This window comes from Corynebacterium sp. HMSC055A01, from assembly GCF_001809405.1.
GTDB classification, from domain to species: domain Bacteria; phylum Actinomycetota; class Actinomycetes; order Mycobacteriales; family Mycobacteriaceae; genus Corynebacterium; species Corynebacterium hesseae.
This window is the reverse complement of sequence record NZ_KV797595.1, coordinates 79,246-103,499: the sequence shown is the minus strand read 5'-3', so window position 1 is coordinate 103,499 and position 24,254 is coordinate 79,246. Positions and strand designations below refer to the sequence as shown.

At 61.1% G+C, this 24,254-nt stretch carries 26 protein-coding genes; 8 read left to right on the top strand and 18 right to left on the bottom strand.

Annotated features, from left to right (window positions below):
* Positions 1–135 precede the first annotated feature (135 nt).
* From HMPREF2604_RS11635 to hisD, 11 genes are all read right to left on the bottom strand, one after another.
* A complete protein-coding gene (locus HMPREF2604_RS11635) occupies positions 136–765 on the bottom strand; it encodes a TIGR02234 family membrane protein (protein WP_185963198.1) in 630 nt (209 codons plus the stop codon).
* Positions 758–1,159: a phosphoribosyl-AMP cyclohydrolase gene (hisI, locus tag HMPREF2604_RS11630; protein WP_070565509.1), complete on the bottom strand. Its 402-nt coding sequence runs from the start codon at positions 1,157–1,159 to the stop codon at positions 758–760. Before hisI ends, HMPREF2604_RS11635 begins: the two co-directional genes overlap by 8 nt.
* Positions 1,156–1,920: an imidazole glycerol phosphate synthase subunit HisF gene (gene hisF, locus HMPREF2604_RS11625; RefSeq protein WP_070565507.1), complete on the bottom strand. Its 765-nt coding sequence runs from the start codon at positions 1,918–1,920 to the stop codon at positions 1,156–1,158. The genes hisI and hisF overlap by 4 nt, the downstream gene beginning before the upstream one ends.
* Positions 1,921–2,049: 129 nt before the next feature.
* Positions 2,050–2,853 (bottom strand): inositol monophosphatase family protein, encoded by an 804-nt coding sequence (locus HMPREF2604_RS11620; RefSeq protein ID WP_070533252.1) that lies wholly within the window; start codon positions 2,851–2,853, stop codon positions 2,050–2,052.
* Between the two features lie 4 nt (positions 2,854–2,857).
* On the bottom strand, positions 2,858–3,640 hold the full coding sequence (gene priA, locus HMPREF2604_RS11615; protein ID WP_070519945.1) for a bifunctional 1-(5-phosphoribosyl)-5-((5-phosphoribosylamino)methylideneamino)imidazole-4-carboxamide isomerase/phosphoribosylanthranilate isomerase PriA: 783 nt from the start codon (positions 3,638–3,640) through the stop codon (positions 2,858–2,860).
* Positions 3,641–3,670: 30 nt separating this feature from the next.
* Complete coding sequence (gene hisH, locus HMPREF2604_RS11610; RefSeq protein ID WP_070519943.1) at positions 3,671–4,306, bottom strand: imidazole glycerol phosphate synthase subunit HisH; 636 nt, start codon at positions 4,304–4,306, stop codon at positions 3,671–3,673.
* Positions 4,303–5,523, bottom strand: a complete 1,221-nt coding sequence (locus HMPREF2604_RS11605) for an MFS transporter (RefSeq protein ID WP_070520166.1) — start codon at positions 5,521–5,523, stop codon at positions 4,303–4,305. The genes hisH and HMPREF2604_RS11605 overlap by 4 nt, the downstream gene beginning before the upstream one ends.
* Positions 5,524–5,573: 50 nt before the next feature.
* Positions 5,574–5,756 carry a hypothetical protein gene (locus HMPREF2604_RS11600; protein ID WP_070562724.1) on the bottom strand — a complete coding sequence of 61 codons (183 nt, stop codon included), beginning with the start codon at positions 5,754–5,756 and terminating at the stop codon, positions 5,574–5,576.
* 6 nt (positions 5,757–5,762) lie between these two features.
* Positions 5,763–6,395 carry an imidazoleglycerol-phosphate dehydratase HisB gene (hisB, locus tag HMPREF2604_RS11595; protein WP_070519938.1) on the bottom strand — a complete coding sequence of 211 codons (633 nt, stop codon included), beginning with the start codon at positions 6,393–6,395 and terminating at the stop codon, positions 5,763–5,765.
* Between the two features lie 56 nt (positions 6,396–6,451).
* Complete coding sequence (locus tag HMPREF2604_RS11590) at positions 6,452–7,555, bottom strand: histidinol-phosphate transaminase (RefSeq protein ID WP_070562721.1); 1,104 nt, start codon at positions 7,553–7,555, stop codon at positions 6,452–6,454.
* 3 nt (positions 7,556–7,558) lie between these two features.
* Positions 7,559–8,908, bottom strand: coding sequence for a histidinol dehydrogenase (gene hisD, locus HMPREF2604_RS11585; RefSeq protein WP_070562719.1), 1,350 nt, complete (start codon positions 8,906–8,908; stop codon positions 7,559–7,561).
* 152 nt (positions 8,909–9,060) lie between these two features.
* On the opposite strand from hisD, the gene HMPREF2604_RS11580 reads away from it, so the two are divergent.
* On the top strand, positions 9,061–9,984 hold the full coding sequence (locus tag HMPREF2604_RS11580; RefSeq protein ID WP_070565505.1) for a YbjN domain-containing protein: 924 nt from the start codon (positions 9,061–9,063) through the stop codon (positions 9,982–9,984).
* Here the strand turns inward: HMPREF2604_RS11580 and HMPREF2604_RS11575 are convergent.
* Together HMPREF2604_RS11575 and HMPREF2604_RS11570 are read right to left on the bottom strand one after the other, a co-directional pair.
* Entirely contained in the window at positions 9,981–10,382 is a 402-nt protein-coding gene (locus tag HMPREF2604_RS11575) for a hypothetical protein (protein WP_227485693.1), read from the bottom strand. The genes HMPREF2604_RS11580 and HMPREF2604_RS11575 overlap by 4 nt on opposite strands.
* Before the next feature lie 149 nt (positions 10,383–10,531).
* Entirely contained in the window at positions 10,532–11,269 is a 738-nt protein-coding gene (locus HMPREF2604_RS11570; RefSeq protein ID WP_070565503.1) for a hypothetical protein, read from the bottom strand.
* Positions 11,270–11,445: 176 nt separating this feature from the next.
* Here HMPREF2604_RS11570 and HMPREF2604_RS11565 point away from each other — a divergent pair, with 176 nt between their 5' ends.
* The 5 genes from HMPREF2604_RS11565 (at position 11,446) to HMPREF2604_RS11545 (ending at position 17,522) form a co-directional block, all read left to right on the top strand.
* The gene (locus HMPREF2604_RS11565) at positions 11,446–12,027 is read left to right on the top strand and encodes a TetR family transcriptional regulator (protein WP_070565501.1); all 582 of its coding nucleotides are present in this window, start codon (positions 11,446–11,448) and stop codon (positions 12,025–12,027) included.
* Positions 12,028–12,047: 20 nt separating this feature from the next.
* Complete coding sequence (glgX, locus tag HMPREF2604_RS11560; protein ID WP_070565499.1) at positions 12,048–14,243, top strand: glycogen debranching protein GlgX; 2,196 nt, start codon at positions 12,048–12,050, stop codon at positions 14,241–14,243.
* Between the two features lie 89 nt (positions 14,244–14,332).
* Positions 14,333–15,718, top strand: a complete 1,386-nt coding sequence (locus HMPREF2604_RS11555; protein WP_070565497.1) for a 3'-5' exonuclease — start codon at positions 14,333–14,335, stop codon at positions 15,716–15,718.
* 141 nt (positions 15,719–15,859) lie between these two features.
* Complete coding sequence (locus HMPREF2604_RS11550; RefSeq protein ID WP_070565496.1) at positions 15,860–16,468, top strand: hypothetical protein; 609 nt, start codon at positions 15,860–15,862, stop codon at positions 16,466–16,468.
* Between the two features lie 49 nt (positions 16,469–16,517).
* Positions 16,518–17,522, top strand: coding sequence for a GTP pyrophosphokinase (locus HMPREF2604_RS11545; protein WP_070565494.1), 1,005 nt, complete (start codon positions 16,518–16,520; stop codon positions 17,520–17,522).
* Here the strand turns inward: HMPREF2604_RS11545 and HMPREF2604_RS11540 are convergent.
* The 4 genes from HMPREF2604_RS11540 to ilvA are packed head-to-tail and all read right to left on the bottom strand — an operon-like array spanning position 17,519 to position 20,104.
* On the bottom strand, positions 17,519–17,905 hold the full coding sequence (locus HMPREF2604_RS11540) for an RNA-binding S4 domain-containing protein (RefSeq protein ID WP_070519918.1): 387 nt from the start codon (positions 17,903–17,905) through the stop codon (positions 17,519–17,521). The two genes, HMPREF2604_RS11545 and HMPREF2604_RS11540, sit on opposite strands and share 4 nt — an antisense overlap.
* A 6-nt stretch (positions 17,906–17,911) precedes the next feature.
* Positions 17,912–18,148, bottom strand: a complete 237-nt coding sequence (locus HMPREF2604_RS11535; protein ID WP_070519916.1) for a hypothetical protein — start codon at positions 18,146–18,148, stop codon at positions 17,912–17,914.
* A gap of 34 nt (positions 18,149–18,182) precedes the next feature.
* The gene (locus HMPREF2604_RS11530) at positions 18,183–18,821 is read right to left on the bottom strand and encodes a YigZ family protein (protein WP_070565492.1); all 639 of its coding nucleotides are present in this window, start codon (positions 18,819–18,821) and stop codon (positions 18,183–18,185) included.
* The gene (gene ilvA / locus HMPREF2604_RS11525) at positions 18,821–20,104 is read right to left on the bottom strand and encodes a threonine ammonia-lyase IlvA (RefSeq protein ID WP_070565490.1); all 1,284 of its coding nucleotides are present in this window, start codon (positions 20,102–20,104) and stop codon (positions 18,821–18,823) included. Before ilvA ends, HMPREF2604_RS11530 begins: the two co-directional genes overlap by 1 nt.
* Before the next feature lie 178 nt (positions 20,105–20,282).
* On the opposite strand from ilvA, the gene HMPREF2604_RS11520 reads away from it, so the two are divergent.
* Both HMPREF2604_RS11520 and HMPREF2604_RS11515 read left to right on the top strand, forming a co-directional pair.
* On the top strand, positions 20,283–22,196 hold the full coding sequence (locus tag HMPREF2604_RS11520) for a choice-of-anchor I family protein (RefSeq protein WP_070565488.1): 1,914 nt from the start codon (positions 20,283–20,285) through the stop codon (positions 22,194–22,196).
* Positions 22,197–22,305: 109 nt separating this feature from the next.
* Positions 22,306–22,932 (top strand): hypothetical protein, encoded by a 627-nt coding sequence (locus tag HMPREF2604_RS11515; protein WP_070565486.1) that lies wholly within the window; start codon positions 22,306–22,308, stop codon positions 22,930–22,932.
* Between the two features lie 87 nt (positions 22,933–23,019).
* On the opposite strand, the gene HMPREF2604_RS11510 is transcribed toward HMPREF2604_RS11515, so the two are convergent.
* The gene (locus HMPREF2604_RS11510) at positions 23,020–24,216 is read right to left on the bottom strand and encodes a cobalamin-independent methionine synthase II family protein (RefSeq protein ID WP_070519906.1); all 1,197 of its coding nucleotides are present in this window, start codon (positions 24,214–24,216) and stop codon (positions 23,020–23,022) included.
* Positions 24,217–24,254: the final 38 nt, after the last annotated feature.

The following is a 24,254-nucleotide window of genomic DNA, read 5'->3' as shown; positions in this document are numbered from 1 at the left end:
AACAGGATGGAGTTCGAGATCACACTTAGGCTAGCGCGCTCTTACCTCCAACCAGAAATCCGGGGTCCCCTTCTATCAGCGCAACACCCCGTGGTGGAGATGAGACGAGCCGGTGGCTCGTGCCGCCGTCTCCCCTTAGGTGGTGCGGGGATCTGTGGGGTCGATATCGGCGTCCAAAGCGTCCCACATCACGCGGCCAGAATCCTGGGAGGTTTCTAGATCTTCCTGCAGGCGCTCCTGCCGTACAGCTGGTGTCTCATATTTGGCGGAGCGGGGCTTATCGCCTCCCGGGTTGCTGGCCACCATGACCGCACCAAAGAGCGCGAGTGCAGCGCCGACGAGGGCGAGGACAGGGCCGGCAGTCGAGGCATCCGCGGAGAGCACCGTGGCCCAGTCAGAAATGGTTGTGGACTCCACGGAGGTATCATTCGTGCCTCCCTGCAGCAGTTCCTCGGCGCGCTCCGCCTCCGGGCCGGCGGTCAGCAACGCAACAGGGCGCCATCCCGCAGCCGCCGCGGCAAGTGCTGTGAGGCCAGATACGATTCGGCGGCCGGTGCGCCGTAGCGCGAAGGCCGCAACACCGCCAGCGAGGACCACAACGCTCAACGCGATGAGCTCGAGGGACCACAAGGAACCCGATAGCTCCGCAACGCTGGAGCCGGCCTTATCATCCTCAACCGCAGCCTTTACCCACGTCATGCGGGAAGACAGCCACAATAGGATGGCACCGACAAACATCAACAAGGGCCCAATGCGCTTAGCCATCATTCTCCTCCCCTATGAGATCACGTGCATCGAAACAGGTCCGGTCACCGGTATGGCATGCCCCGCCGCGCTGACGAACGGTGAGCAGGATGGTGTCACCATCGCAATCCAAGCGCGCGCCGACCACTTCTTGGGTGTTGCCGGATGTTAGGCCTTTGATCCAATACTCGCGGCGGGAACGTGAATAGTAGGTTCCGCGGCGCGTCGCCAACGTGTAGGCCAAGGCATGGTCATCCATCCACGCCAACATGAGCACCTCACCGCGCTCCGACTGCACAATGGCTGGAACAAGCCCCGACTCGTTGCGCTTAAGTTGCTGAGCAATCTCATCACTCAGCTCATAAGCCCCGACAGCCGTTGGGTCGGTGGTGGGGTTGCCACTGTTCCTCGTCACTGTCGCACCTCCTTGCCTGCCGCGGCTAGCGCCTGCTTGACCTCGGAGATCTCTACTTCTCCGAAGTGGAAAATGCTGGCGGCCAGCACCGCATCTGCCCCAGCGTCGACAGCCGGTGAGAAGTGCTCGGCCTTTCCCGCACCGCCGGAGGCGATGATCGGAACGGAAACTTTCTCGCGCACTGCCTCGATCAATTCGATATCGAAGCCCGCCTTGGTTCCGTCGCCGTCCATGGAGTTCAGCAAGATTTCGCCGACGCCCAATTCCTCACCGCGCTTGGCCCATTCCACGGCATCGAGGCCCGCAGAACGCGTTCCGCCATGCGTGGTGACCTCGAATCCGCTGGGGAAATCTGCAGCACGGCGCGCATCCACCGACAACACAATGCACTGCGAGCCAAACACATCCGCGAGCTCGCGCAGTAGCTCTGGGCGCGCGATGGCAGAGGAGTTGACGGAGACCTTATCGGCGCCGGCACGCAGCAGTTCGCGGACGTCGTCGACAGACCGCACTCCACCGCCAACGGTCAGCGGGATAAAGACCTGATCGGCTGTGCGGCGTACGACGTCAAGCATGGTACCGCGGCCGTCCTTCGACGCTGACACATCGAGAAAAGTCAGCTCATCAGCACCCACGCGGTCGTAATGGGCGGCCAACTCGACTGGGTCGCCGGCATCACGCAGGTTTTCAAAGTTAATGCCTTTGACCACGCGGCCATTATCAACGTCAAGGCACGGGATCACTCGCACGGCAAGAGCCATGGTGACAATCCTCCTAAAGCTCAAAGCGAAATGAAAGGCAGCTCGAATCGAACTGCCGATTGATGTAATTCAAGTCCGGTATGCGGCGCCAGCGACGAGCACTAGCGTCCTAGGCAAGCCAAGCGCCTATCAACGGCTTCCGCGGGGGTTTCGGGCGATGGCATCCAAGATCGTGGCATGCACCTGCGGGGTACCGCCCACGAATCCCTGTGAATGCGCGGTCCACTCGTTGCCTTCTGGATCACTCACACGGCCACCGGCAGCCTTGATCATGAGAGCACCCGCCGCGTTATCCCACGGGTGCGGCGAGAAATTCACCGCGCCGTCAAACACGCCTTGAGCCACAAAAGCATTATCCAGCCCCACGGACCCGGTCATGCGGGGACGCAGCCCGGTCTCCCGGAGATCATTGAACAGGCCCGTCGGCAGGTGCGAGGAGCAGCCCACGTGGCCACGAGCCTCGTCGAATCCCTGGGCTTCTTCGCCACCACCGAAACCAGTGGAGGGGCCGCCGCTGGTTCGCAGCTGCATGCCCTGCGCCGCAACGACGCGGCGGTGTAGCAGGGGGAAATCCGCTACTGCAACAACCGGCTTTGCTTCGTGGATAAGCGTGACAAGAATGCCGCAGCATGGATTCCCGGCTGAGTAGTTCGCGGTTCCGTCCACGGGATCCACAACCCACACCGTCTCTTCAAGGCTGCCGCCTGATTCTTCACCGAGTACCGGGATACCGGTGAGCTGGTTCAGCGTCAGTCGCAGCTGCTGTTCAATCAGCAAATCCACCTCTGTGGCAAAGTCCCCTTCGCCCTTGAAACGCGCGGGCGCTGCACCGAGGCCCCGGCGGAAGAGATCATCAACCTGGTCCACCGCTGCTTCTGCAAAGGCCACGAGTTCGCGCGGATCCGACGCGGAGGTTCCTGACATCGGGGCCATTGGCCTACCTCTCCTCGATCGGGTCAATGTATTCTTCGCCCGGCAACGGAGTAACTTCCGCAACCGCCGCGAGCGCCTCCTCCAGTGTGAAGCGCTCCTCATAGAGAGCCTTGCCGATGATGGCGGAATCAATTCCCTCATTTTCGTAGAGGGCCAATTCACGCAGATCATCAAGGGTGGAAATCCCACCGGAGGCTGTTACCTTTGCCTCCGTGGCGGCCGCAACCTCACGCAGCAGTTCGATGTTGGGGCCTTGCAGCGTCCCGTCCTTGGACACGTCCGTCACCACGAAGCGAGTGCAACCAGCGGCGTCAAGGCGCTCGAGCACCTCCCAGAGGTCGCCACCATCGGAAACCCAGCCGTTACCGCGCGTGCGCCACTCGCCGTCCACCATCCGGACTGCGAGATCGACCGCGATGCGGTCACCATGCTCTGCCAAGACCTTGGCAATCCATTCGGGGTTCTCCAAAGCCGCGGTACCAATATTGACGCGGCGGGCTCCGGTGGCGAGTGCACGGGCCAAGGAGTCATCATCCCGGATACCTCCGGTCAGCTCCACGTTAAGGTCCACGCTCGTGGTGATCTCAGCGAGCAGCTCGTGGTTGGAGCCGCGGCCAAAGGCTGCGTCCAGATCTACTGCGTGCAGCCACTGCGCGCCTTGGGCCTGCCACTTAAGGGCGGCCTCACGCGGCGAGCCATAGGGCTTTTCAGTTCCGGCCTCTCCCTGATCAAGGCGAACCGCCTGACCGTCGACGACATCAACCGCGGGCAACAGTGTAAAGCTCATGGTGGGTAGTCTACCTTTCGAGTGGGCTCTTTAAAGCGTTCCAATCCAGTTCTTTAGCAGCTGCGAGCCGACGTCACCCGACTTCTCCGGATGAAATTGCGTGGCCCATAGCGCACCGTTTTCTACCGCGGCGACAAAACGGTCACCGCCATATTCGGACCACGCCACCTTCGGCGGCTCAGTGATTTCAGTCTCGAGCTCCCAGCTCCGCGCGGCATAGGAGTGCACGAAGTAGAAGCGATCCTGCGCGCTCACGCCATGGAACATAAGGCTATCGTCGGGAAGCTCGACGGTGTTCCAGCCCATATGGGGCAGAACTGGCGACTGCAAGCGGGTCACCTCCCCCGGCCACTCACCACAGCCTTCCGTATAAACGCCGTGTTCTGTACCGGACTCAAAGAGAATCTGCATTCCTACGCAGATACCGAGAACTGGGCGGCCGCCAGCTAAGCGTTGACCAATGATCCGAGGCCCCTGGGCTGCGCGCAGGCCTTCCATGCAGGCAGCGAAGGCGCCTACGCCGGGCACCAACAGGCCATCGGCTTCCACCGCTAGCTTCGGGTCTGCGGTCACCGTCACGGTGGCACCGACCCGCTCAAGTGCGCGCAAAGCCGAGCGGAGGTTGCCGGCACCATAATCAAGGACAACTACGTCGTGTGAGCTCATCGTGGCTCCTTTCCGGGCCTCCTCGGCCTTCTAATCCTGCGCAAGCGCGTTTGGATGTCATTAAGTTCGCTCACGCGAGTCTTACCCAAAGCTAGGTCAGCAGCCGTCATGAGCAAGCCCACTGCAATGATGGCGGCACCTGCGGCAAAAGCGCCTTTGTATCCTGACATCGCCACGACGGCGCCAAGGACCGTCGAACCAAGGCCAGTACCACCGTCGTAGAAGATGTTCCACACCGCAGAACCCTCGGAGAGCCGCTCGCGTGGGAGGCGGTCAAACATCGACAGCAGCGCCTCGTTTTGAACGATGCCGAAGCCGGCACCGTAGATGACCGTACCGAACACGAGCAGCCATACCGACCACTCTTGCCACAGCACGGCGGCGATGAGTCCCACACCCACGACCGAGGAAGCCTGGGCCGGAATCATGAGTGTGCCGGGCTTGCCCACCCGGTCCGCCACGACACCGGCGACGTAGCGCGCAATCATGCCCGCGCCACCAATCACGGACAGCATGAAGCCGCCCAAAACCGCGCCGCGTTCAGGATCCAATTCGCGCACGGCCGGCGAAATGAAATTCGAGGCCACGCCGTAGCTCACGGAGAAGCTCATCAACGCCAGTGCCGGCACGAGCACAAGCTTCCACATTGGGGCACGCGGAGTGGTATCCGATGGGTCCGGCATTCCCACCGGGGCAGCCTTGATCTGCGGTACGAGGATGCAGGTGAAGAAACCCAGAAGGCCGAGGCCGGCGGCCAAGAGGTACACCACGTTATAGTTGTACGCTGCGGCGACGGCAAGGCCGACGGGCAGGAAGGCCATCTGTGCCGCGCCGATAAAAAGGCCGAAGATTCCAGTGGCCTTGCCCAACAAGCGCCGCGGCGTGATTTCCGCGATGAGCGCGTTTTCTGACACCGTCAGGGCACCAAAGCCAATACCGCGCAGTGCGGAAAAGCCTAGGGCGATTGGGGCGGCGTCGCCCAGCATGTGGCCCAACGCCGGCACGCCCAAGAGCAGCGCCGACGCCGCCATGATCGGCCGGTAGCCAAAGATGCGCAGCAGCATCGGAGTCGCCATTTGGGTAAGCACGGTGGCCAGCATGAACACGCCGGTTGTGGCGCCAGCCAGCGTGGCCGATCCGCCGGAATCCAACACAGCCAACGGCACCACGGGTAGCAAAACTGACCACGCGCCGAAGGCGGAAACCACCGCGATCATGGTTTCCTTGAAGCCGGCAACCTTCCACACACTCTGAGGGGCGTTATCTGTCACTTTGCCGCCAATCCTGCCAAAAAGATGTCGAGGAACCAGACCAACGCGGCGGCCACGGCGACCGCCGCGAGCGCGCCCGCGACCACAGTCAGCAATACTGAACCGTTCTGATACGCCGCCCACGCGCCACCGACGAGCAGACCGGCGACGAGAAAGAGAATGAGAACCATGACATTCATAGCGTCTTAGAGTGCTCCCTTCGTCGAAGGAACTCCGGTTACTCGCGGATCCCGCTCGGTTGCCTGGCGCAGGGCGCGGGCCACTGCCTTGTACTCGGCTTCCGTGATGTGGTGCGGATCGCGCCCATAGCGCACGTTGACGTGCAGAGTCGTCGCCGAGTGTGTGGCAAAGGTTTCGAAGAAGTGCCGGTTGATCACCGTGGCGTAGTGCCCGCCAATAACCTGCCACTCCAAGTTCTCCGGCTCGCCATTCATGACAAAGTAGGGCCGCCCAGAAATGTCAACGACGGCCTCCACCAGCGTTTCATCCATGGGCAGAAGCTGGGAACCGAAACGGCGGATGCCGGACTTATCCCCCAGTGCTTCGAGGAAAGCGCGGCCAAGAACAATCGCGGTGTCTTCCACCGTGTGGTGGGCATCGATATCGATATCGCCCTCGGCATGGACCTTAAGGTCGAAGGAGCCGTGAGTGCACACAGCGTTGAGCATGTGGTCAAAGAACGGCAGCCCCGTCGAAATATCCGCCTGGCCGGTGCCATCGAGATTGATTTCAACGGAGATCTTTGTCTCCCCAGTCACGCGCTCTGCGCGGCCAATGCGGTCGCCTAAGTCGTGGCGTGTAGCTTCACCAGCGCTCATTGTCCCACGCTCCTTCTTTTCATCATGAGCCTTTTCCTGGGCTCAAGTTTCAGTTCTCAGTTAGTCATCTCTACTGTATCTGCCAAGTCCGCCGCGGCCGAAAGGAAGGCGTCATTCTCTTCGGGCAGCCCAATCGTGGCGCGCAGGAGACCCGGTACGCCGTTGTCTCGGATCAGCACATCGCGGTCGAGGAATCCCTGCCACACCGCGTGTTGATCGGCAAAACGTCCGAAGGAGACGAAGTTGGATTCGCTCGGCACAACGTAATAGCCAAGTTCCTGGAGCCGTGCGACAACCCGATCCCGCTCCGCCGAAAGCTTCGCCACGGTACCCAAGGTCTCCTCCTTGTGAGCAAGAGCCACGGTGGCCGCGATCTGGGATAGCACGGAGAGGTGGTACGGCAAGCGGACGAGCATCACGGCTTCCACGAAAGCGGGATCCGCCACGAAGTAGCCCAAGCGCCCGCCGGCGAAATCGAAGGCCTTGGACATCGTGCGCGAGACCACGAGCTTGGTCGGGTACTTCGCCAGCAGTGTTGTAGCTGAGGGCGAGGGCGAGAATTCCATGTAGGCCTCGTCCACGATGACGATGCCCGGCGCGGCCTGCGCGATCTTCTCCACCAGTTCGATCGGGGTGACATCACCGGTGGGGTTGTTCGGGGTGGTGATGAAGACGACGTCGGGGCTGTGCTTGGCGACGGCCCCCAAAGCCGCCTCCTCATCGATGCGGAAGTCCTCATCGCGCGGGCAGGAAATGAATTCGGTCTGTGTACCTGCGCACAGGATCGGATGCATGGAGTAGCTCGGCGTAAATCCCAGCGCGCTGCGGCCCGGCCCACCGAAGGCCTGCAGCAGCTGCTGGAGCACCTCGTTGGAACCGTTGGCTGCCCACACGTTCTCCACGCCCACGGTGACACCGGTCTGCTCGCTGATGTATTCCGCCAGCGCCGTGCGCAGCTCGACGGCATCGCGCTCCGGGTAGCGGTTGAGTTGGCGTGCGTGCTTCTCGACGGCCTCCACCATGTCCTTCACCAGCGCCTCCGACGGCGGATAAGGATTCTCGTTGGTATTGAGTTGGTTGGTTACCGTCAGCTGCGGGGCGCCATAGGCGCTGGAACCACGCAATTCTTCACGAAGGGGAAGATCCTTCAGCTCAGCCATGGTTTAAGCTTCTCCTTTCTGGGCATCTGTGTCTTCGGCGAATCGTGCGGCGATTGCTTCGCCGTGGGCGGGCAGCGCCTCCGCTGTGGCGAAGGCGATAACGTTCTCTGCTACCTCGCCGAGTGCCGCGCGGTCATACTCGATGAGGTTTACTGGGCGAAGGAAGGTGTGCGTCGACAAGCCGGCGCTAAACCGCGCGGTTCCAGAGGTTGGCAAAACGTGGTTGGAACCCGCGGTGTAATCACCAAGAGGTACGGGCGAATAGTCGCCAACGAAGATGGCACCGGCGTGGCGAATGCGCTCCGCAACTGCCCGGGCGTTCTTCGTGTGAACCTCCAAGTGCTCGGCGGCATAGGCATCCGCGACGGCGATTCCCGCCTCAAGGTCCTCAACCACGACAATGCCCGACTGCTCACCGCGCAGCGCCTCGGCGGCGCGTTCGGCATTGGCGGTGGCGGTATAACGCTGCGCTACCTCCGCGTTCACGGCGGCGGCAAACTCCTCTGAATCAGTAATGAGCACGGAAGCAGCCATGGGATCATGCTCTGCCTGGGAGATGAGGTCATAGGCCACGTAGACGGGGTTGGCGCTATCGTCTGCCAAAATGGCGATCTCCGTGGGCCCGGCCTCCGCATCAATGCCCACCACGCCCTGCACTGCCCGTTTAGCGGCGGCAACAAAAACGTTGCCTGGGCCGGTAATGATATCGACAGGCTCCAGTGCTTCCTCACCGGTAACCGGTTCATCATCGCCATAGGCCAACAGCGCAATGGCTTGCCCGCCGCCTACTGCCCACACCTCGTCCACGCCGAGCATGTGGCACGTGGCCAGCACCGTCGGGTGCGGCAGTCCGCCAAACTCCTTTTGTGGCGGGGAGGCCACGACCATCGCCTCAGCGCCCGCTTCCTGGGCGGGGACGGCGTTCATAATGACGGAAGATGGATACACCGCCTTGCCGCCCGGGACGTACAGCCCCACCCGCTCGATGGGGTGAAAGACCTCGGTGACCGTTGCCCCCGGTGCCAGGGTGGTCGTGTGCGAATCCGGCCTCTGGTCAGCGTGGACAGCACGCACGCGTGCGATGGATTCCTCGATGGCTGCCCGCACTTTCGGGTCCAGCTCTTCGGCTGCTTTCTTTAGCTCCTCCTGAGGCACTCGCACCGCGGCCGGGCGTATACCGTCAAATTTTTCGCCGAAGTCGAGGGCGGCCGCCGCTCCGCCGTCACGGACCTTCTCCACCATGGGGATAACAGTGCCCATCACCGAGGACACGTCCGTGCCGCCTCGCGGCAATACTCGGCGCAAACGGGAGGTAGTAAGTGCCTCTCCACGCAGGTCGATGGTTCGTAGCATGCTGGGACCTCTTTTTATAATATGCAGTGGTTTCTATACCTTCCCATTACTATACCCGGACCGAAAAGCCAGCGAACCGGCAGGTGCGGGTTATAGAATGTGCCACTAGTAACACATTCCGGCATCCCGAATCGGTAGAGGGAGGTGACGAAATGAGCAACGGCGCCGACGGCCTGGACCGCCAGACCCCGTCAGACCTGCTTGCCCGCGTCGAACGCCTCACGCGCCGGGAAAACCTTGACTGCATCCGGGTGTCCGCACACGAGCTCCTCTTCCCGCACTCGCCGCTCGGGGAAACCCGCGCTTTCATGGACACTGAGGGCGAGCCGATCCTGCGTTTCTACACCACCCACCATGGCATTCTTGGTTTCGGCGATATCCCCAGACTCAGCGAATTCGTCAATGACTGGAACCACGACTGCCTCTCGCCGCACCTCGTGCTCAACTATTCCTCCCCTACCGAAGTCGAAGTGTGGGGCCACTCCTTCCTCGTGGTGCACCAGAAACCCACGAGCGCCCAACTCTCCGCTTCGGTAGTGCCAGCGCTCCACAACGCCGCGGCCTGCCTCGAAGAACTGGCTAAACATTTCCCCGTTCTCACGCTTCCCCGCCCGGCAGTCCCGGAAGAACAGACAGAACTCGACGGCCCCGTCGCCAGCGTCGATACGGCCCGCCTCGAAGCTCTCTTACCCGCCCTGGGAATTTCGCGCTTCCAATCAGATGGCGATGAAGCAGTTTATGCCTGGATCAATGACGTCCTCTTTGCCTTCGCCATTGACTCCGGCCCAAGCCTCATCATCAAAGGCCATTGGGACCCGAACCTACAGGGCAGCGAGTTCTCCAAGATTTTCCTCATTTGCAATGATTGGAACCGGAACAATCACTCGGCCTCGGCCTTCTGCCACTCCAACGTTGACGGGCTGCAGGTGCGCATTGATTACGCGGTCATGACGGGCGCCGGGCTATCCGACGCCCAACTGATAACCGCCCTCGGCCGCGGCATCAAGCACGTCCTCCACGGCATCGATGACATTTCACGCGATGCCGTGGGCTCCTCCCCCGTCGCGTGGCCCTAGCGCACGTCGACCGCTGCCTCGTTTTCTTCCGTTTCACTTTCGAGCGCCACGCTGGGCGGCTCAAAGAACAGCGCGGACCAGTAGACAAACATGGCCATAAATGGTCCCACAAGCCACGCGATGCCGGGCGAAAACTTCGGCACGAACTCCACGAATTCCCCAGGGTTCTCCGGAACATCAGTGGCCGTCGCCCCGCCGAAGACATAGAAGGACGCCGCACCGGCCAAAGCCGCCAGCGCCACCCACAGCAGCACACCGACGCCACGGTAGCGCTCTCCCCAACGGTGGGCGATTGCCCCCAAGGCCATACCGAGGACTCCGGTGATCAGCACGAAGGTGATATAAGAATCGAATTGCACGTCGGCAACGTTGCGCAGGACATAGCCGCCATCCTCCATGCGATGGCCCTCCAGAGTAGGCCGCCACAGCCCCCAGACAGCGCCAACAGCGGAGAAACCAAGGAGCGCTAACGCGAGCAACCCCGCGCCGAATCCAATGGCGCGGGGTATATGAAAGCTAGGTGCACGCAGTGCAGGCACGATAATCTCTAGCCGCAGAAGGTCCAGTTACCGTTCTCGCGCTTGAAGCGCATGGTGGAGCTGTCCATGCCCTTGCTGGTGTTGACGTTCACGGTTGCGGATGCATCGTCACCGTTGACCACGACATCGTTGATGGACTCAACACCGGTCTTGGACCAGTCGAAGCCCTCCATCTGGGAGGTGTCCTGGCCGGCTGCGGCCATCATGTCCTTGAGCTGGTTCATCGGCACATCCGGGACCTGGTTGTAGTCCACCTGGTCGAGCCCGGAGTTTGGATCATTACGCACAGCCGCGCAGGTGTGCTCCGGAAGGTACTTCACAAAGGAGCGCATGGTCTGCTGCTCATACATGCCACGTACCAGGGTGTTGATACCGTCGATATCCTCCTGGCTTGCAGCCTCACCCTGAACCGGTTCAACCTTTGGCATGTTCTGGAACGGGTCCGCACCCTCTTCGAAGGGGTTGGCTACAGCCTGGTCGCCGCCCTCAGGATTCTCTCCCTCTGGCTTCGGAGCAGCGCTCTCGCCGTCCTTATTCTCTTCCCCCTCCTTCTTTTCCTCAGAAGTCTTCTCTTCCGTCTTCTTCTCAGACGTCTTTTCCTTGGACTTCGTCGTCGTGGTGGTCTTTGCCGCAGAGGAAGCGGTGTCGCCTGCGTTCTCGTCATCGGAACCACAAGCAGCCAAGGAAAGCGGTGCAACGAGTGCAACAGCGATGAGGGACTTCTTGGCAGGTGTCAAAAAGGACAAGGGATAACTCCTCAAATTAAATAGAGAGCGATAGGTAAATCCACGCTAGGCGTGGTGGTTGCTCTTGGGCATCTCCGACAACCCTAACAAGGGCTGTTTGAAGAAATCATATTTTACACCTTGAAGCTTCCTGTGAGCCCCACTAGGGGTTTCTTGCGCCGCGTAGAGTTGGTCGTGTGCATCTATCTCGCGACGCTATCGTTTCCACCGCCCTCGAACTCTTGACCCGCTACGGGCTTGCCGACGTCACCATGCGCCGCGTCGCCACCAACCTCGACGTGGCTCCCGGCGCCTTGTACTGGCATGTAGCTAACAAGCAATCGCTCATCGCCGCCATGACCGCTGAGATCCTCTCCCCCGTCGCGGGTGAAACCACGGCGGAGTTGGTCAGCTCGCTGCACCGAGAGCTGCGCCGCTGGCGCGATGGAGCTGAGGTAGCCATCGCTGGCGCCGCTTTCCCAGAGTCTTCAGCCAGCACCGACTTAGAAGAGCTATTCACAACTACGCTGCAGAAAGAAGCCCCCGATGCGTCACCGGAGGATATCGCCGTCGCCGCTCGTACGCTGATCCACTACACACTCGGGGCTACGTTCATGGAGCAATCCCGCGAGCAGCTCAGTGGGGCGTCGCCGAGCGGGACGTCGCCCAGCACGGCCTCTCCTTCTCCGGGCACCGCGCCCGTGGACGCCACCTCTGTGCGCGCCGCGGAACTCATGGTTGCCGGTCTAAAGTCACTGCGAACCGATCGCTGCGAATAGAATTGACTAAGCTGAGCCTCATGACTGAGACCCGTGCTGATCTAACGCCATCTCGCCAGGTGTGGCCTGGTTCCCCCTCCCCGCTCGGCTCCACCTTCGATGGAGCCGGAACTAATTTTGCTATCTTTTCCGAAATCGCGGAGAAGGTTGAGCTCTGCCTCATCGACCACGATGGCAGCGAAGAGCGCATTGAGTTGACTGAAGTCACCGCACATGTCTGGCACGCCTACCTCCCCAACGTCAGCCCCGGACAGCGCTACGGTTACCGCATCCACGGCCCTTATGAACCGGAGCACGGCCTGCGCTGCGATCCCTCGAAGCTGCTTGTCGATCCTTATGCCCGCGCCTTCGACGGTGATTTTGACGGCGATGCCTCGCTGTACTCCTACGATATCTTCGCTGAAGAGCCTGGCACTGGGCGCAACGAGGATGATTCCTTGGGCCACACGATGCTGTCGGTGGTCATCAACCCCTTCTTCGAATGGCACGGCGACAACCGGCCGCATACCCCGGATAACGAAACCATCATCTACGAAGCCCACGTCAAGGGCATGACGATGACGCACCCGGATGTGCCAGAGGAGCTGCGCGGCACCTACGCCGGCATGGCGCACCCGGCGATCATCAACTACTTCAAGGACTTGGGTGTGACGGCCGTCGAGCTGCTGCCGGTCCACCAGTTCCTCCAGGATGACCGTCTGCGCCAGCTGGACCTGCGCAACTACTGGGGTTATAACACCTTCGGTTTCTTCGCGCCGCATGCGGACTACGCCTATGCCAAGAAGCCCGGCGAGGCGGTGGCTGAGTTCAAGGCTATGGTTCGCGCCTACCACGAGGCAGGGATTGAGATCATCCTCGATGTGGTCTACAACCACACCGCCGAAGGCAACCACATGGGGCCAACCATTGCCTTCCGCGGTATTGATAACCACGCTTACTACCGCTTGGTCGATGACAATCCCGAGCACTACATGGACTACACCGGCACCGGTAACTCCCTCAATGTCCGCCACCCGCACTCCCTCCAACTGATTATGGATTCGCTGCGTTATTGGGTGACGGAGATGCGCGTGGATGGCTTCCGCTTCGATCTCGCGTCTACTCTGGCGCGCGAGCTGGATGACGTCGACAAGCTCGCCACCTTCTTCGATCTGGTGCAGCAGGACCCGGTGGTCTCCAAGGTCAAGCTCATCGCCGAGCCCTGGGACGTGGGCCATAACGGCTACCAGGTTGGTAACTTCCCGCCCATTTGGAGCGAATGGAACGGTAAGTACCGCGATACCGTCCGTGATTTCTGGCGCGGGGAACCGTCGAAGATGGGTGAGTTTGCCTCACGCTTGACCGGCTCTTCCGACTTGTATGCCAACAACGGCCGCCGCCCCACCGCATCCATTAACTTCATCACCGCTCACGACGGCTTCACGCTGCGTGATTTGGTGTCCTACAACGAAAAGCACAACGCGGACAACGGGGAGGACAACCGCGACGGTGAATCCCACAACCGCTCGTGGAACCACGGCGTGGAGGGCCCGACTGACGACGAAGAAATTAAGAAGCTCCGCCGCCGCCAGGTCCGCAACTTCCTCACCACTCTTCTGCTCTCCCAAGGCACCCCGATGCTGTGCCACGGCGATGAACTAGGCCGCACCCAGGGCGGCAACAACAACGTGTACTGCCAGGACAACGAGATTTCCTGGATCGATTGGTCGATGTTGGAGCAGGAAAAGAACATCGCCATGCACGGTTTTACTAAGCGCCTGATTAACATCCGCAAGAACCACCCGGTGTTCCGTCGCCAGCGTTTCTTGGCCGGTGGCCCCTTCGGTTCTGAGGTGAAAGACCGCGATATTGCATGGCTCGTGCCCTCCGGCAAGCTGATGACTCCGGAGGACTGGGATTTTGAATTCGGCAAGGCCCTCATGGTCTACCTCAATGGCAACGCCATCACGGAAACGACGGCCCGCGGCGAACGCATCACGGATGATTCCTTCATCATGATTTTCAACGCCCACCACGAGGACATTGAGTTCACCCTGCCGAAGAAGGACTTGGGCGCTAGCTGGCGGCTCATCGTCGATACTTCTGATTCCGGCGGATACCCGGACGAGGAAAAGCTGATCGCTGCCGAAGGAACCATCATGGTGCAGCCGCGCTCCACGCTGATCTTGCGCCAGACCGAGCCCCCGGTCTTCGACGACAACGACGAATCTGCATAATCGGTTGCTTCGGCAAGAAGCAGCTGAAGCTTTGGCTGCTTCTTCACCGCTTGCTCTCCACCACCAACACCATGCTTTGAAAGGAATCCGTGTCCTACACTGCCCACGGTGCCGTCATTGATGTCACCGCCGAAGCCATTGTTTTCCGCCGCTCTTTGCTTGCTTCTTCCCTCGGCGCACCAGCCCACGAGAGTCTCTCCCTCGCTGGAGCCACGGGCGTGGAATGCACGGAGCCGACGGCAACTGGTTTTGGGCAGGTCATCGTTCACGGCACCAGCGGTTCCGGAGGTGGTGCTGGTGACACGGTCATCCGTTTTGCACCCGGCCAGGATGCCACGGCTTTCGCGCAGGCGGTGGAGGCCGCCCTGCGCGGCGAAGCACCGGCCGCCAGCACTCGTGTTCAGGGATTGAACTTCACCGCCGTCGATGTGGAAACGGCCAATGACAACTGGGGTTCGGTGTGCCAGATCGGCGCGGTCCGCTTCCGCGATGGCGAAGAGACCGAGTCCCGTACCTGGTTGTGCACTCCCCCGCCGGGCCTAGAGCACTTCGACGACGTCAACATCAGTATCCACGGCATCACGCCAGATGACGTCGCTGATGCTTCGCCCTTTGCTGATGCTGCTGCCGAGCTCTTCGACTTCCTCGGCTCTGACACGATGGTGGCCCACAACGCACAGTTCGATTCCACGGCCTTGCGCAGCGGCCTTATGAAATCTGCGGCGCCGGTTCCGGAGATTCGCTTGGCGTGCTCGCTGGCCCTGGCTCGCGATGCCTCCCGCGCCGGTGTCATCGACGTGGCCAACCATAAGCTTCCGACCGTCACCTCTTACATCGGGGCCGAGGACTTCCACCACCACGAAGCCACAGCGGATGCCCGGGCAGCCGGCGAAATTATTAGTGCCCTGGCCCAGCGCTTTGGTCACTCTGGTTCCATCGAGGACTTGTTCACCACCCGGGACTTTGCCCTGGGCACCTTGAGCGAGGAGTCCGTCATCCCAGTTCTGCGCGCCAACACTGCTCCGTTGTCTGCAGCGGACTTAGGCGCCGGCACGGATTTCCGCGACAAGACGCGCATGGCGGGGACGACCTCGGGTGCGAAAAAGAAGAGCTCCGGGTCCGCACAGCGCCGCGGGCCGGCCCCATGGCAGTCCGTATCCACGCCAGACACCATCCCGGATCCGAACCCCGACGCCGATCCAGAAGGCGCATTGTTTGGCCAGAATGTCACCCTCACCGGTGACTTCGAACCTTTTGATAAAGGTCTGTTGTGGTCCAAGATTGCTGAGCGCGGTGGAAAGGTGGGCAAGAACGTCACGAAGAAAACCACCATCCTCGTCGTGGGCCAGTGGGCCACCAAGACGTCGAAGGAAAAGCGCGCCGAAGAGCTACAAGGCAAGGGCCAGAATATTGAGATCTGGCAGACAGACAAGCTCCTCGAGGAGCTTCAACTCGATGAAGCACCTCCGTTTTAACCCGCGATTGGCCTCAAGGCACCCGCGATAAGCCCCATTACAAAGGAATTCTCCTCTTCGCTGGGAACCGGTGGGCGTGGAGCGCAGTCCAATAAGCATAAGGAATCTGCACCTGCCCAACCGTTACGGAGATAAATCCTTATGACCATCGCGCTGTCCACTTCCCTCCACGTCGATCGCCTTCTCCCCTCGCTCTGCCCGAGCGAAGAGCTGACCGGAATTAAGCTGTGTGATGATGGTTTTGGGGACTCACCTGCTAGCCTCCAGCTATCGCGCACGCTATCGATGTCCATAGTGCGCGGCACGGGTACGGAGGCCAAGCGTGTGAGCCAGCGCGCTCTGGATGATATGGGCTTGACCGTACGCCAGGCATGGGATTCCGCAGCGCTGAATCTGCAGCGGCGAGCGTTGACGGAGCAGGGACTGCGATTCTTCACCCGCCCTGCCGAACTCGGCTTCATGGGGTCCGAGGCAGGCCTCGAGGTGCGTGCTCATCGCTGCACGATCTCGTCCTGGTTGGCCCATCCGCAGGCTTTCGTTATCCTAGACAATCATCTTCAGAGGCTCAGCCAGGCTCGAAGCATCACGTACCTCGTGCCTGATGCGCACACTCTTTATGCGTTGTTCAACGTATCCCCGCATCGCGCCACGGAGTTAGCGTGGCGCGCTGCTGAATTGCGTCCGCGCCATCGAGCCCCGCTCAGCATGCAACCGCTAGTATTAGCTAACGGCTTCCCGTTGGAGGTGTAGACGCACCCCCGCACTTTTCCGCCGTGGCCGAAAGGAGTCACGTTTCACGATGGCTGAATCATCCATGTCCCGCTTGAGCAACCAGTATCATTCCTGGGTGCACGCGCATCCCACTGCGGCGCAGGACTTCCGCGATGCCATCGAGGACTTGCTTAACGACGCCGGAATTATCTTCGACCGCGTAGCTACCCGCGTCAAGCTTTGGCCGTCCCTGAAGGCCAAGGCAAAGAAGCGTCGCGGCAACGGCGAGCTGATGTACCCCACTCCGTGGGAGGATATCCACGATGTCTTGGGCGTGCGGATTACCGTCTTCCACTCCACGGTTATTCCGGAGGCCCTCGAAGTTCTGGGGGAAACCTTCACAGTGCTTCGCTCGGTGGACAAGGCAGCAGAAACGCGGATTTCCGGCGGCTTTGGCTATGGCTCACACCACCTAGTGCTCAAGGTCTCTGAAGATAGTGCCGCTGCCCTTGAGGAACTTGAAGCCTATGTTGGCTGGACCTTTGAGATTCAAATCCGCACTGTGCTGCAGCACGCCTGGGCGGAATTTGAGCACGATATCCGGTACAAGCAGGGACCAAACCCGCCATCCCCACAGGTGGATCGCCTTTTCACGCTCGCTGCGGGCCTCATTGAGTTGGCGGACCAGCAGTTCGATGAGATTGCGGCGCTTAAGGCCCCCAGCTCCGAGGCGGACGATGACGTGGAAATCACGGCAGAGACCCTCCCCGGCGTCCTCGCCATCATTCTGGGTAACCGCTTTCCGCGTTCACGCTCGGAGCACTATCGCTTCCTAGCGGAGCTTTTAGAAAACAACGGCATCAATCGTCTAAGCCAGCTCAAGCAGCTCCTCGATGAAGACGCTATCGCCCACGTGCATGACGCCATGCGCTACCGCTTCCGCCCGGGCCAGGTCAGGCTTATCGACGATTTGCTGCTCAACAAGTTCGGCGCCCAGCACATCGAGGCCACCGCCCAAGCCGGCGACCGCAAGGATCGCAAGCGTCGCCTGAACGCGCGCCTGAAGGCCTTAAAAAACTTCCGGAATAATTAGCGGAATCCGCCGCGGAACTTGTCCATCTGCCGGCGCTCCTTCTTCGTGGGGCGGCCGGCACCGCGCGGGCGAACCGGAACCGAGGGTAAAAACTCCTTCGGCGGTGGCGGCGGTGCGTGGTCGATGTAGCAGGTCCGCGCGATGGGAGCGCCCACGCGCTTGGACACGGTGGCGAGCACCTCGAGATCATGTTCGTGGTGGTTGCGCCACACGCGCACGCGGTCGCCGGGGACAACCTGCTGTGCGGGCTTGGTGGCGTTGCCGTTGAGCTTGACGTGCCCGGCGCGCACCGCCGTGGCAGCTTCTGACCGGGTCTTGAACATGCGCACGGACCAGACCCAGGCGTCAATGCGGACGGGCCGCCCGTCGGGCTGATTCACCATAGACGCTTATAGGTTGTGGTTTTCGTTGACGATCTTCTGGATCTTGACCCAGTTGTACACGCCACCCACCACGGCGACGATGAGGCCAATGGCCATACAGGTCCAGAAACCAGTCAATGCCCAACCCAGGAGGATGCCGCCGGCGACGCCTCCCACGACACACACAGCGCCGTTGCGTGCGTGGGTGCGTACGGCTTGTTTGCGTTGCTCAATGGGATTGTTGGGGCGTCGCTGCATAGTCATGGGGCTTATTTTACATGGCCAGAAACCCGCAACCTTAAAGCTCCACCCAGGCTGTTCCGGCTTCCTTCGGCCCTACCCCACCCTGAGTCAGTGCCGCGAGCGTTGCAGCGAGTTTCTCCTCACCGCCGGGCTCAACGGACACGGTGAAAGTCACTGCCTGGCCATAAGCGGTATCCACCATGTCGACGCCGCGGTTGCGCAGCTCCGCTTCCAGCCGGCCGGCCTCCGCGTGGGAAACCTCGACAGTATAGAGCTCGCGCAAGGCGCGCGTGACATGCTCAACCTGTTCCATCGTCTCGCTCACGGCACCGCCATAAGCGTGAACGAGCCCGCCCGCACCCAACTTGATACCGCCGAAATAGCGCACGACCACCGCACAAATATCAAGCAGCCCCGAGCCTTTCAAAACATCAAGCATCGGTTTACCGGCGGTGCCGGAGGGCTCGCCATCATCGGAGGAGCGCTCCACCGGATTCGAGCCATCGACGTGATAGATATACGCCGAGCAGTGGTGGCGGGCGTCGGGAAAGCGGTCGCGGGCGGCGTCGATAAGCGCGCGTGCTTCCGCCTCGTTCGTGGCGCGGCCGATGAGAGTGATAAACCGCGAGCGTTTGATCTCAATCTCGTGCTCGACGACGTCACCTGCGACCGGGCGTTGATAACTCTCCAGCATTATGCGACGAGGAAGTCGTACTCAGGGGTGCCCGGCTGAAGCTGCTGGCAATTCAGCTTCGACTTCTCCATGCGCTCCAGCAGGCCATCGATGCCCGCTGCGCTGCCCAGTTCGATGCCTACCAGTGCCGCGCCGGTCTCGCGGTTATTGCGCTTGAGGTATTCAAACAAGGTGATGTCATCCTCCGGGCCGAGAACATCCTGCAGGAAGTGGCGCAACTGGCCTGGCTCCTGCGGGAAGTTCACCAAGAAGTAGTGCTTGAGGCCGCGGTGTACTAGGGAGCGCTCCATGATTTCGGCGTAGCGCAGCACGTCATTGTTGCCGCCGGAAATAACGCAGACCACCGTCGAACCCGGCTGCAGGTTCAGCGTGCACAGGCCGGTCACGCTCAGCGCGCCGGCGGGCTCGGCGATGATGCCTTCGTTCTGGTACAGGGCCAACTGCTCAGTGCACACAGCGCCTTCGGAGACGACATCCCAGTGCAAGCGGCCTTGATTGGCCTCCAAAACCTTGAAGGGCAGCTCACCGATGCGCTTGACTGCAGCCCCATCGACGAAAGGATCCACGGTGTCGAGCGTTACCGGCTCGCCGGCAGCGAATGCAGCGCTGAGCGACGCCGCCCCGGCCGGCTCAATGCCAACCACCGCGGTGCGCGGGGCCATGTCAGCGAGGTAGGAGGTGATGCCGGAGATCAGGCCGCCGCCGCCCACGGGGACAACCACGGTGTCGAGGGATTTACCGATGTACGACAGCTGGGACACGATTTCCGCGGCGACGGTTCCCTGGCCGGTAACGGTATCGCGTGCGTCGAAAGGCTCAATAAAGAAGGCACCGCGTTCCGCAGCATCCGCGTGCGCGGCGGCTGCCGCTTCATCGAAGTTGGCGCCGGTGACCACGAGTTCCACGACGTCACCGCCATGGACCAGGATGCGGTCGCGCTTTTGCTTCGGGGTCGGCTCCGGCACGAAGATCTTGCCGTGGATCCCCATGGTGCGGCAGGCATAAGCCACTCCTTGGGCGTGATTGCCGGCAGAGGCAGTAACAATCCCCTGCTTCCGCTGTTCTTCGCTTAAGTTCGACATGCCGTACAGAGCGCCGCGAATCTTGTAGGAGCGCACGTCCTGCAGATCTTCGCGCTTTAAGTACACCTCATAGCCGGTTTCTTGGGACAGGCGCGGGCAATACTGCAGCGGAGTCGGGGCAATCTCCGAGCTAATTCGCGATTGTGCCAGTTGGATATCAGAGGCGTGGATTGGCTCGAAGTCTTGCGGGGTGCTTGTCATGGTGGCTCATTTTAGCGCCCCAGCTCTCTCGCGTCGCACATTACCTAGCATTCGACCGATTCACCCAACGTTTACCTAGATATCGATTGTTTGCAACGCTGCGTTCCCCAAAAGCACCATGGGCGCAACGTACGGTGGTTCGGAAACTTTTTCGTTCCGCTTCAAGGAGTCTTTCTCAATGTCTCGCTCTTTCTCCCGCCGCACTCTCGCGGTGTGTGCTGCGACCGCGACTAGCCTTAGCCTGACCGTTCCGGCATCCTCGGCCGCGATTGTGGACAACGTCATCGAGCATTCCGCCGCTGACGCCAACCTCAAGGTGACCCCGATCGGCACCTATGAATCCGGCGTGTACGCAGAGTCAGCCGCGGAAATCGTGGCCTTCCACCCAGCCTCCAAGCGCATCCTTACGGTTAACGCGCACGCGGGCCAGATCGACGTCCTCGACGCCGCTGACCCAGCCAAGCCCACCTTGATCGGCTCCATTTCTGCCGGTGAAGGCAAAGAGATCAACTCCGTAGCCGTGCGCCCTGATGGCCTGGCTGTGGCCGCCGTCCAGCAGGCGGACAAGACCGAGAACGGCGAGGCGCTCTTCTTCAACGCTGCGGCCGAGGACCTGGCCGCCGCCGAGCTGGGGCGCGTGGCGGTGGGGGCTTTGCCGGATAACGTCCACCTCACCGCGGACGGAAGCTACGCTCTCGTGGCCAACGAGGGCGAGCCGTCGAACGAGCTCAACGCCGAGGGCACCGATTACGTCGCCGACCCAGAAGGTTCCGTCTCCGTTATCAAGCTGCCGGCGGGAGTTGCGGCGCCGGCTCAGGCGGATGCCCGCATCGCTGATTTCACGGCTTTCGACGGCAAGCCACTGCCTGAGGGGGTGCGCGTCTTTGGTCCCTCCGGGCACGAGGCGAAGCCCTCCATTGACTTCGAACCGGAGTACATCTCCTCCCAGGCGGGCAAGGCATACGTGACACTGCAGGAGGCCAATGCCATTGGGGTCATCGATATTGAATCCGCCACCGTGGAGAAGATCCTGCCGGCTCACATTGCGGATCACTCGCAGGTGCCGCTCGACTCCTCCAACAAGGATGATTCGGCTGAGCTGCGCACCATCCCGGTCAAGGGGCTGTCCATGCCGGATTCCATCGGCGCTTTCACCGCCGGTGGCCAGACCTACTTTGCTACCGCGAACGAAGGCGATGCCCGCGAGTGGGGTGTCAAGGAAAAGGACGGTGGTTCCGGCGTCTACACCGATGAAGTCGAGCTCAAGGACCTCATCGAGGACGGCAAGGTGTGCGAGGGCGCGCTGGGCGACGTCTCTGCGGAAGACCTCGCCGATAAGAAACAGGCCGGCAACCTGAAGCTGAGTACTGCTTCCGGCTGGAATGAAGAGAAGGGCTGCTTCGATGAACTCTATGCCTACGGCTCCCGGTCTTTTAGCATCTACGATGCCAACGGCACGGTCGTCTTCGACTCCGGTAGCGATTTTGAAAAGATCACCGCTGAGCTGAATGAACCGGGTGTGTTCCACCACAACGCCGATAACGAAGCGGCCGAGTTTGATGACCGCTCTGACAACAAGGGCCCTGAACCGGAGGCCCTGACAATCGGCAAGGTTGGGGATCGCACCTATGCTTTCGTTGGCGCCGAGCGCGTCGGCGGCGTTTTCGTCTATGACGTCACTGACCCGGCCAATGCCTCCTTCGTCACCTATGTCAACAATCGCGACTTCTCCACCGATGAGTTCGCCGCTGCCGGTGACTTGGGCCCGGAGGGCTTCACTTTCGTCGACAAGGCCAACTCCCCCAACGGCGAGCACCTGCTCATCGTGGGCAACGAAGTCTCCGGAACCACCACCATCTACTCCGTTGAAGATGTGCTCGACGACGAAGACGCTGCCGACAACAAGGACGACGAGGGCAAGAATAACCACAGCTCCCACTCATCCACCGCGGGCATCATCGCCGGTTCTGTCATCGGAGTCATCGCCGCGGTGGCTGCCGCGGTAGGCCTGCTGAACACTCCGGGTATCCGCGAAACCGTCCTCAGCCTTGCACCGGCGCCGCTGCGTGAGCAGCTGGAGAAGTTCCTGTAATCCCTACTTTTCCTCGGGGCGGGCTGCTACATTGAAGTGGGCTTAGGACAAGCTAGCCCCTTTTTTCTCGCACCCCCTTCGCACCTTCTTTCAAGGAGAATTCCTGATTATGCGCCTTTCCACCTCCCTTATCGCAGTGTGCGCGACGACGATGGCCCTGGTCACTCCGTTGGCCACAGCCGCAGAATCCGCTGAGAGCAGCCAGTCCTCCGCTTCCTCCCAGAGCCAAAGCTCTAGTGGCGGAAGCTCTCAGGGCCCCAACGGTGGAAGCTCGATGAACGTCGGTCACATCGACACCTCCGATCTCTCCAAGGAATGTGCGGACGCTGTGCACAAGGCGCGTGAGGAGCACGAGCAGGCGGTGGCTGATGGCACCGCAGGTTCTTCCTTCATGGGGCCGCAGGAGCTGGGGCTCGGCATCCTTAACGGTTATGGTTCCTCTGGCATGCCAGCAGAGCCAGACTGCGTCCAAGCGGAAAAGGACGCCGAGTTGGAGAAGGAATGGGACGAGATGCCCGAATGGGTACAGTCCGCCCGCCCCAATGACACAGCCGAAGAGGTCTTTGCGTGGGTCGGCGGCATTATCGCTCTGGTCGCCGTCGCTATTAATGCGCTGACCGTGGTCGCACAATTCGACCCATCCGTTCTCGATGGTCTGCGCGCCTTCCTCAAGAGCCACGGCTTCTACTGGGATAACTCCCAGAAGAAGGAAGGCGAGAAAGCTGCTGCGAAGTAACCGCCTCCCCACCAAAAATTAAACGCGCGAACCTGCTCGGTTCGCGCGTTTATTTAGTTTGCTCGCTGGTTCAAGGCCGCTCGCTGCTTAGAACAGCTCCTCGGTGGCAATCTGCGCACCCTCCACGAGGGATTCCAGCTTGGCCCACGCGATCTGGTGGTGCAGACGGCCGCCGAGACCACAGTCCGTCGATGCGATCACGTTTTCTGGGCCGACCAGTTCAGCGAACTGGATGATGCGGTCTGCTACCAAGCGTGGGTGCTCCACAGCATTGGTGGAGTGAGAAACCACACCCGGGTAAATGACGGTGCCCTCCGGCAACTTGTGGTCCTTCCACACGCGCCACTCGTGGGCGTGACGCGGCGAGGCACCCTCGAAGGAGAATCCGCCGACCTTGGCCTGCAGGATCTCCTCAATGATGTCCTCGAACGGAATATCCGTCACGTGCGGGCCATGCCAGGAACCCCAGCAGATGTGCAGACGAGTCTGCTCACGCGGGATGTCCTTGATGGACTCGTTGAGGATCTCAATGCGCTCGCGTAGGAAGGCCTGGAAGTCCGCGACCGTCGGCTCCGGGACCACGGAGTCCCAGGCTTCAGCCAGGTCCGGGGCGTCGAACTGCACGGTCAAGCCAGCATCCGTGATGGCCTTGTACTCCACCTTGAGCGCTTCACCGCAGGCACGCACGAGATCGGTCTCATCCTCGTAGTACTTGTTAGGCAAGCGCGCCGCAGCACCCGGGGACAGGGCGGCGACGAAACCTTCGGTGCCCTCTGGCAGGGCGTCGGCAAGCAGCTTCACGTCTGCCTCGACTTGTTCCTGGCCAATGTAGGTAACCGGGCCGGTGAACTCCGGGTTGGCCACCTTCTTGCGGCCGGTAAAGATTCCCGAATCCGGGTCGTTGTAGGCCTCGGCGAAAAGGGCGCGGTCGCGGCGATCCTTCATCGACGAAAGGCGAATCTTGCCCGGCTCGGAACGAATCTTGTCACCGATTTCCCAGCGGTCCTTGTCCGTCATGGTCAGACCACCCAGGCGGGTAAAGGAGTAGTTCCACCACGCGCCGTAGTCCACGGCGCCGGAGGTGATGTGGCCGTATTCGCCCTCGTTAATGATGTCGATGCCGAGATCGACTTGGCGCTTAACGACGTCTGCGACCGAGCGTTCCAGAATCTCGTGGAACTTCTCATCGGAGATGGTGCCTGCGGAGCGCTCGAGGTTAGCTTCCAGCAGCTCCTTCGTGCGCGGCAGCGAGCCAACGTGGGTGGTGCGGATCTTATTGACCATGAGGAAACGGTCTCCCTTTCAACTAGACTGTGCTGTCT

What these genes read in the sequence shown, in the direction of transcription:
- HMPREF2604_RS11510 (WP_070519906.1), bottom strand. Translation starts at nt 24,216, where the DNA reads ATGGTCAATAAGATCCGCACCACCCACGTTGGCTCGCTGCCGCGCACG.
- HMPREF2604_RS11600 (WP_070562724.1), bottom strand. Translation starts at nt 5,756, where the DNA reads ATGAATGTCATGGTTCTCATTCTCTTTCTCGTCGCCGGTCTGCTCGTC.
- HMPREF2604_RS11575 (WP_227485693.1), bottom strand. Translation starts at nt 10,382, where the DNA reads ATGGAGGATGGCGGCTATGTCCTGCGCAACGTTGCCGACGTGCAATTC.
- hisH (WP_070519943.1), bottom strand. Translation starts at nt 4,306, where the DNA reads ATGAGCTCACACGACGTAGTTGTCCTTGATTATGGTGCCGGCAACCTC.
- priA (WP_070519945.1), bottom strand. Translation starts at nt 3,640, where the DNA reads ATGAGCTTTACACTGTTGCCCGCGGTTGATGTCGTCGACGGTCAGGCG.
- HMPREF2604_RS11550 (WP_070565496.1), top strand. Translation starts at nt 15,860, where the DNA reads ATGACCATCGCGCTGTCCACTTCCCTCCACGTCGATCGCCTTCTCCCC.
- HMPREF2604_RS11530 (WP_070565492.1), bottom strand. Translation starts at nt 18,821, where the DNA reads ATGCTGGAGAGTTATCAACGCCCGGTCGCAGGTGACGTCGTCGAGCAC.
- HMPREF2604_RS11580 (WP_070565505.1), top strand. Translation starts at nt 9,061, where the DNA reads ATGAGCAACGGCGCCGACGGCCTGGACCGCCAGACCCCGTCAGACCTG.
- HMPREF2604_RS11535 (WP_070519916.1), bottom strand. Translation starts at nt 18,148, where the DNA reads ATGACTATGCAGCGACGCCCCAACAATCCCATTGAGCAACGCAAACAA.
- HMPREF2604_RS11590 (WP_070562721.1), bottom strand. Translation starts at nt 7,555, where the DNA reads ATGGCTGAGCTGAAGGATCTTCCCCTTCGTGAAGAATTGCGTGGTTCC.
- HMPREF2604_RS11605 (WP_070520166.1), bottom strand. Translation starts at nt 5,523, where the DNA reads ATGATCGCGGTGGTTTCCGCCTTCGGCGCGTGGTCAGTTTTGCTACCC.
- HMPREF2604_RS11545 (WP_070565494.1), top strand. Translation starts at nt 16,518, where the DNA reads ATGGCTGAATCATCCATGTCCCGCTTGAGCAACCAGTATCATTCCTGG.
- HMPREF2604_RS11515 (WP_070565486.1), top strand. Translation starts at nt 22,306, where the DNA reads ATGCGCCTTTCCACCTCCCTTATCGCAGTGTGCGCGACGACGATGGCC.
- ilvA (WP_070565490.1), bottom strand. Translation starts at nt 20,104, where the DNA reads ATGACAAGCACCCCGCAAGACTTCGAGCCAATCCACGCCTCTGATATC.
- hisB (WP_070519938.1), bottom strand. Translation starts at nt 6,395, where the DNA reads ATGAGCGCTGGTGAAGCTACACGCCACGACTTAGGCGACCGCATTGGC.
- glgX (WP_070565499.1), top strand. Translation starts at nt 12,048, where the DNA reads ATGACTGAGACCCGTGCTGATCTAACGCCATCTCGCCAGGTGTGGCCT.
- hisD (WP_070562719.1), bottom strand. Translation starts at nt 8,908, where the DNA reads ATGCTACGAACCATCGACCTGCGTGGAGAGGCACTTACTACCTCCCGT.
- HMPREF2604_RS11520 (WP_070565488.1), top strand. Translation starts at nt 20,283, where the DNA reads ATGTCTCGCTCTTTCTCCCGCCGCACTCTCGCGGTGTGTGCTGCGACC.
- HMPREF2604_RS11620 (WP_070533252.1), bottom strand. Translation starts at nt 2,853, where the DNA reads ATGGCCCCGATGTCAGGAACCTCCGCGTCGGATCCGCGCGAACTCGTG.
- HMPREF2604_RS11635 (WP_185963198.1), bottom strand. Translation starts at nt 765, where the DNA reads ATGGCTAAGCGCATTGGGCCCTTGTTGATGTTTGTCGGTGCCATCCTA.
- HMPREF2604_RS11540 (WP_070519918.1), bottom strand. Translation starts at nt 17,905, where the DNA reads ATGGTGAATCAGCCCGACGGGCGGCCCGTCCGCATTGACGCCTGGGTC.
- hisF (WP_070565507.1), bottom strand. Translation starts at nt 1,920, where the DNA reads ATGGCTCTTGCCGTGCGAGTGATCCCGTGCCTTGACGTTGATAATGGC.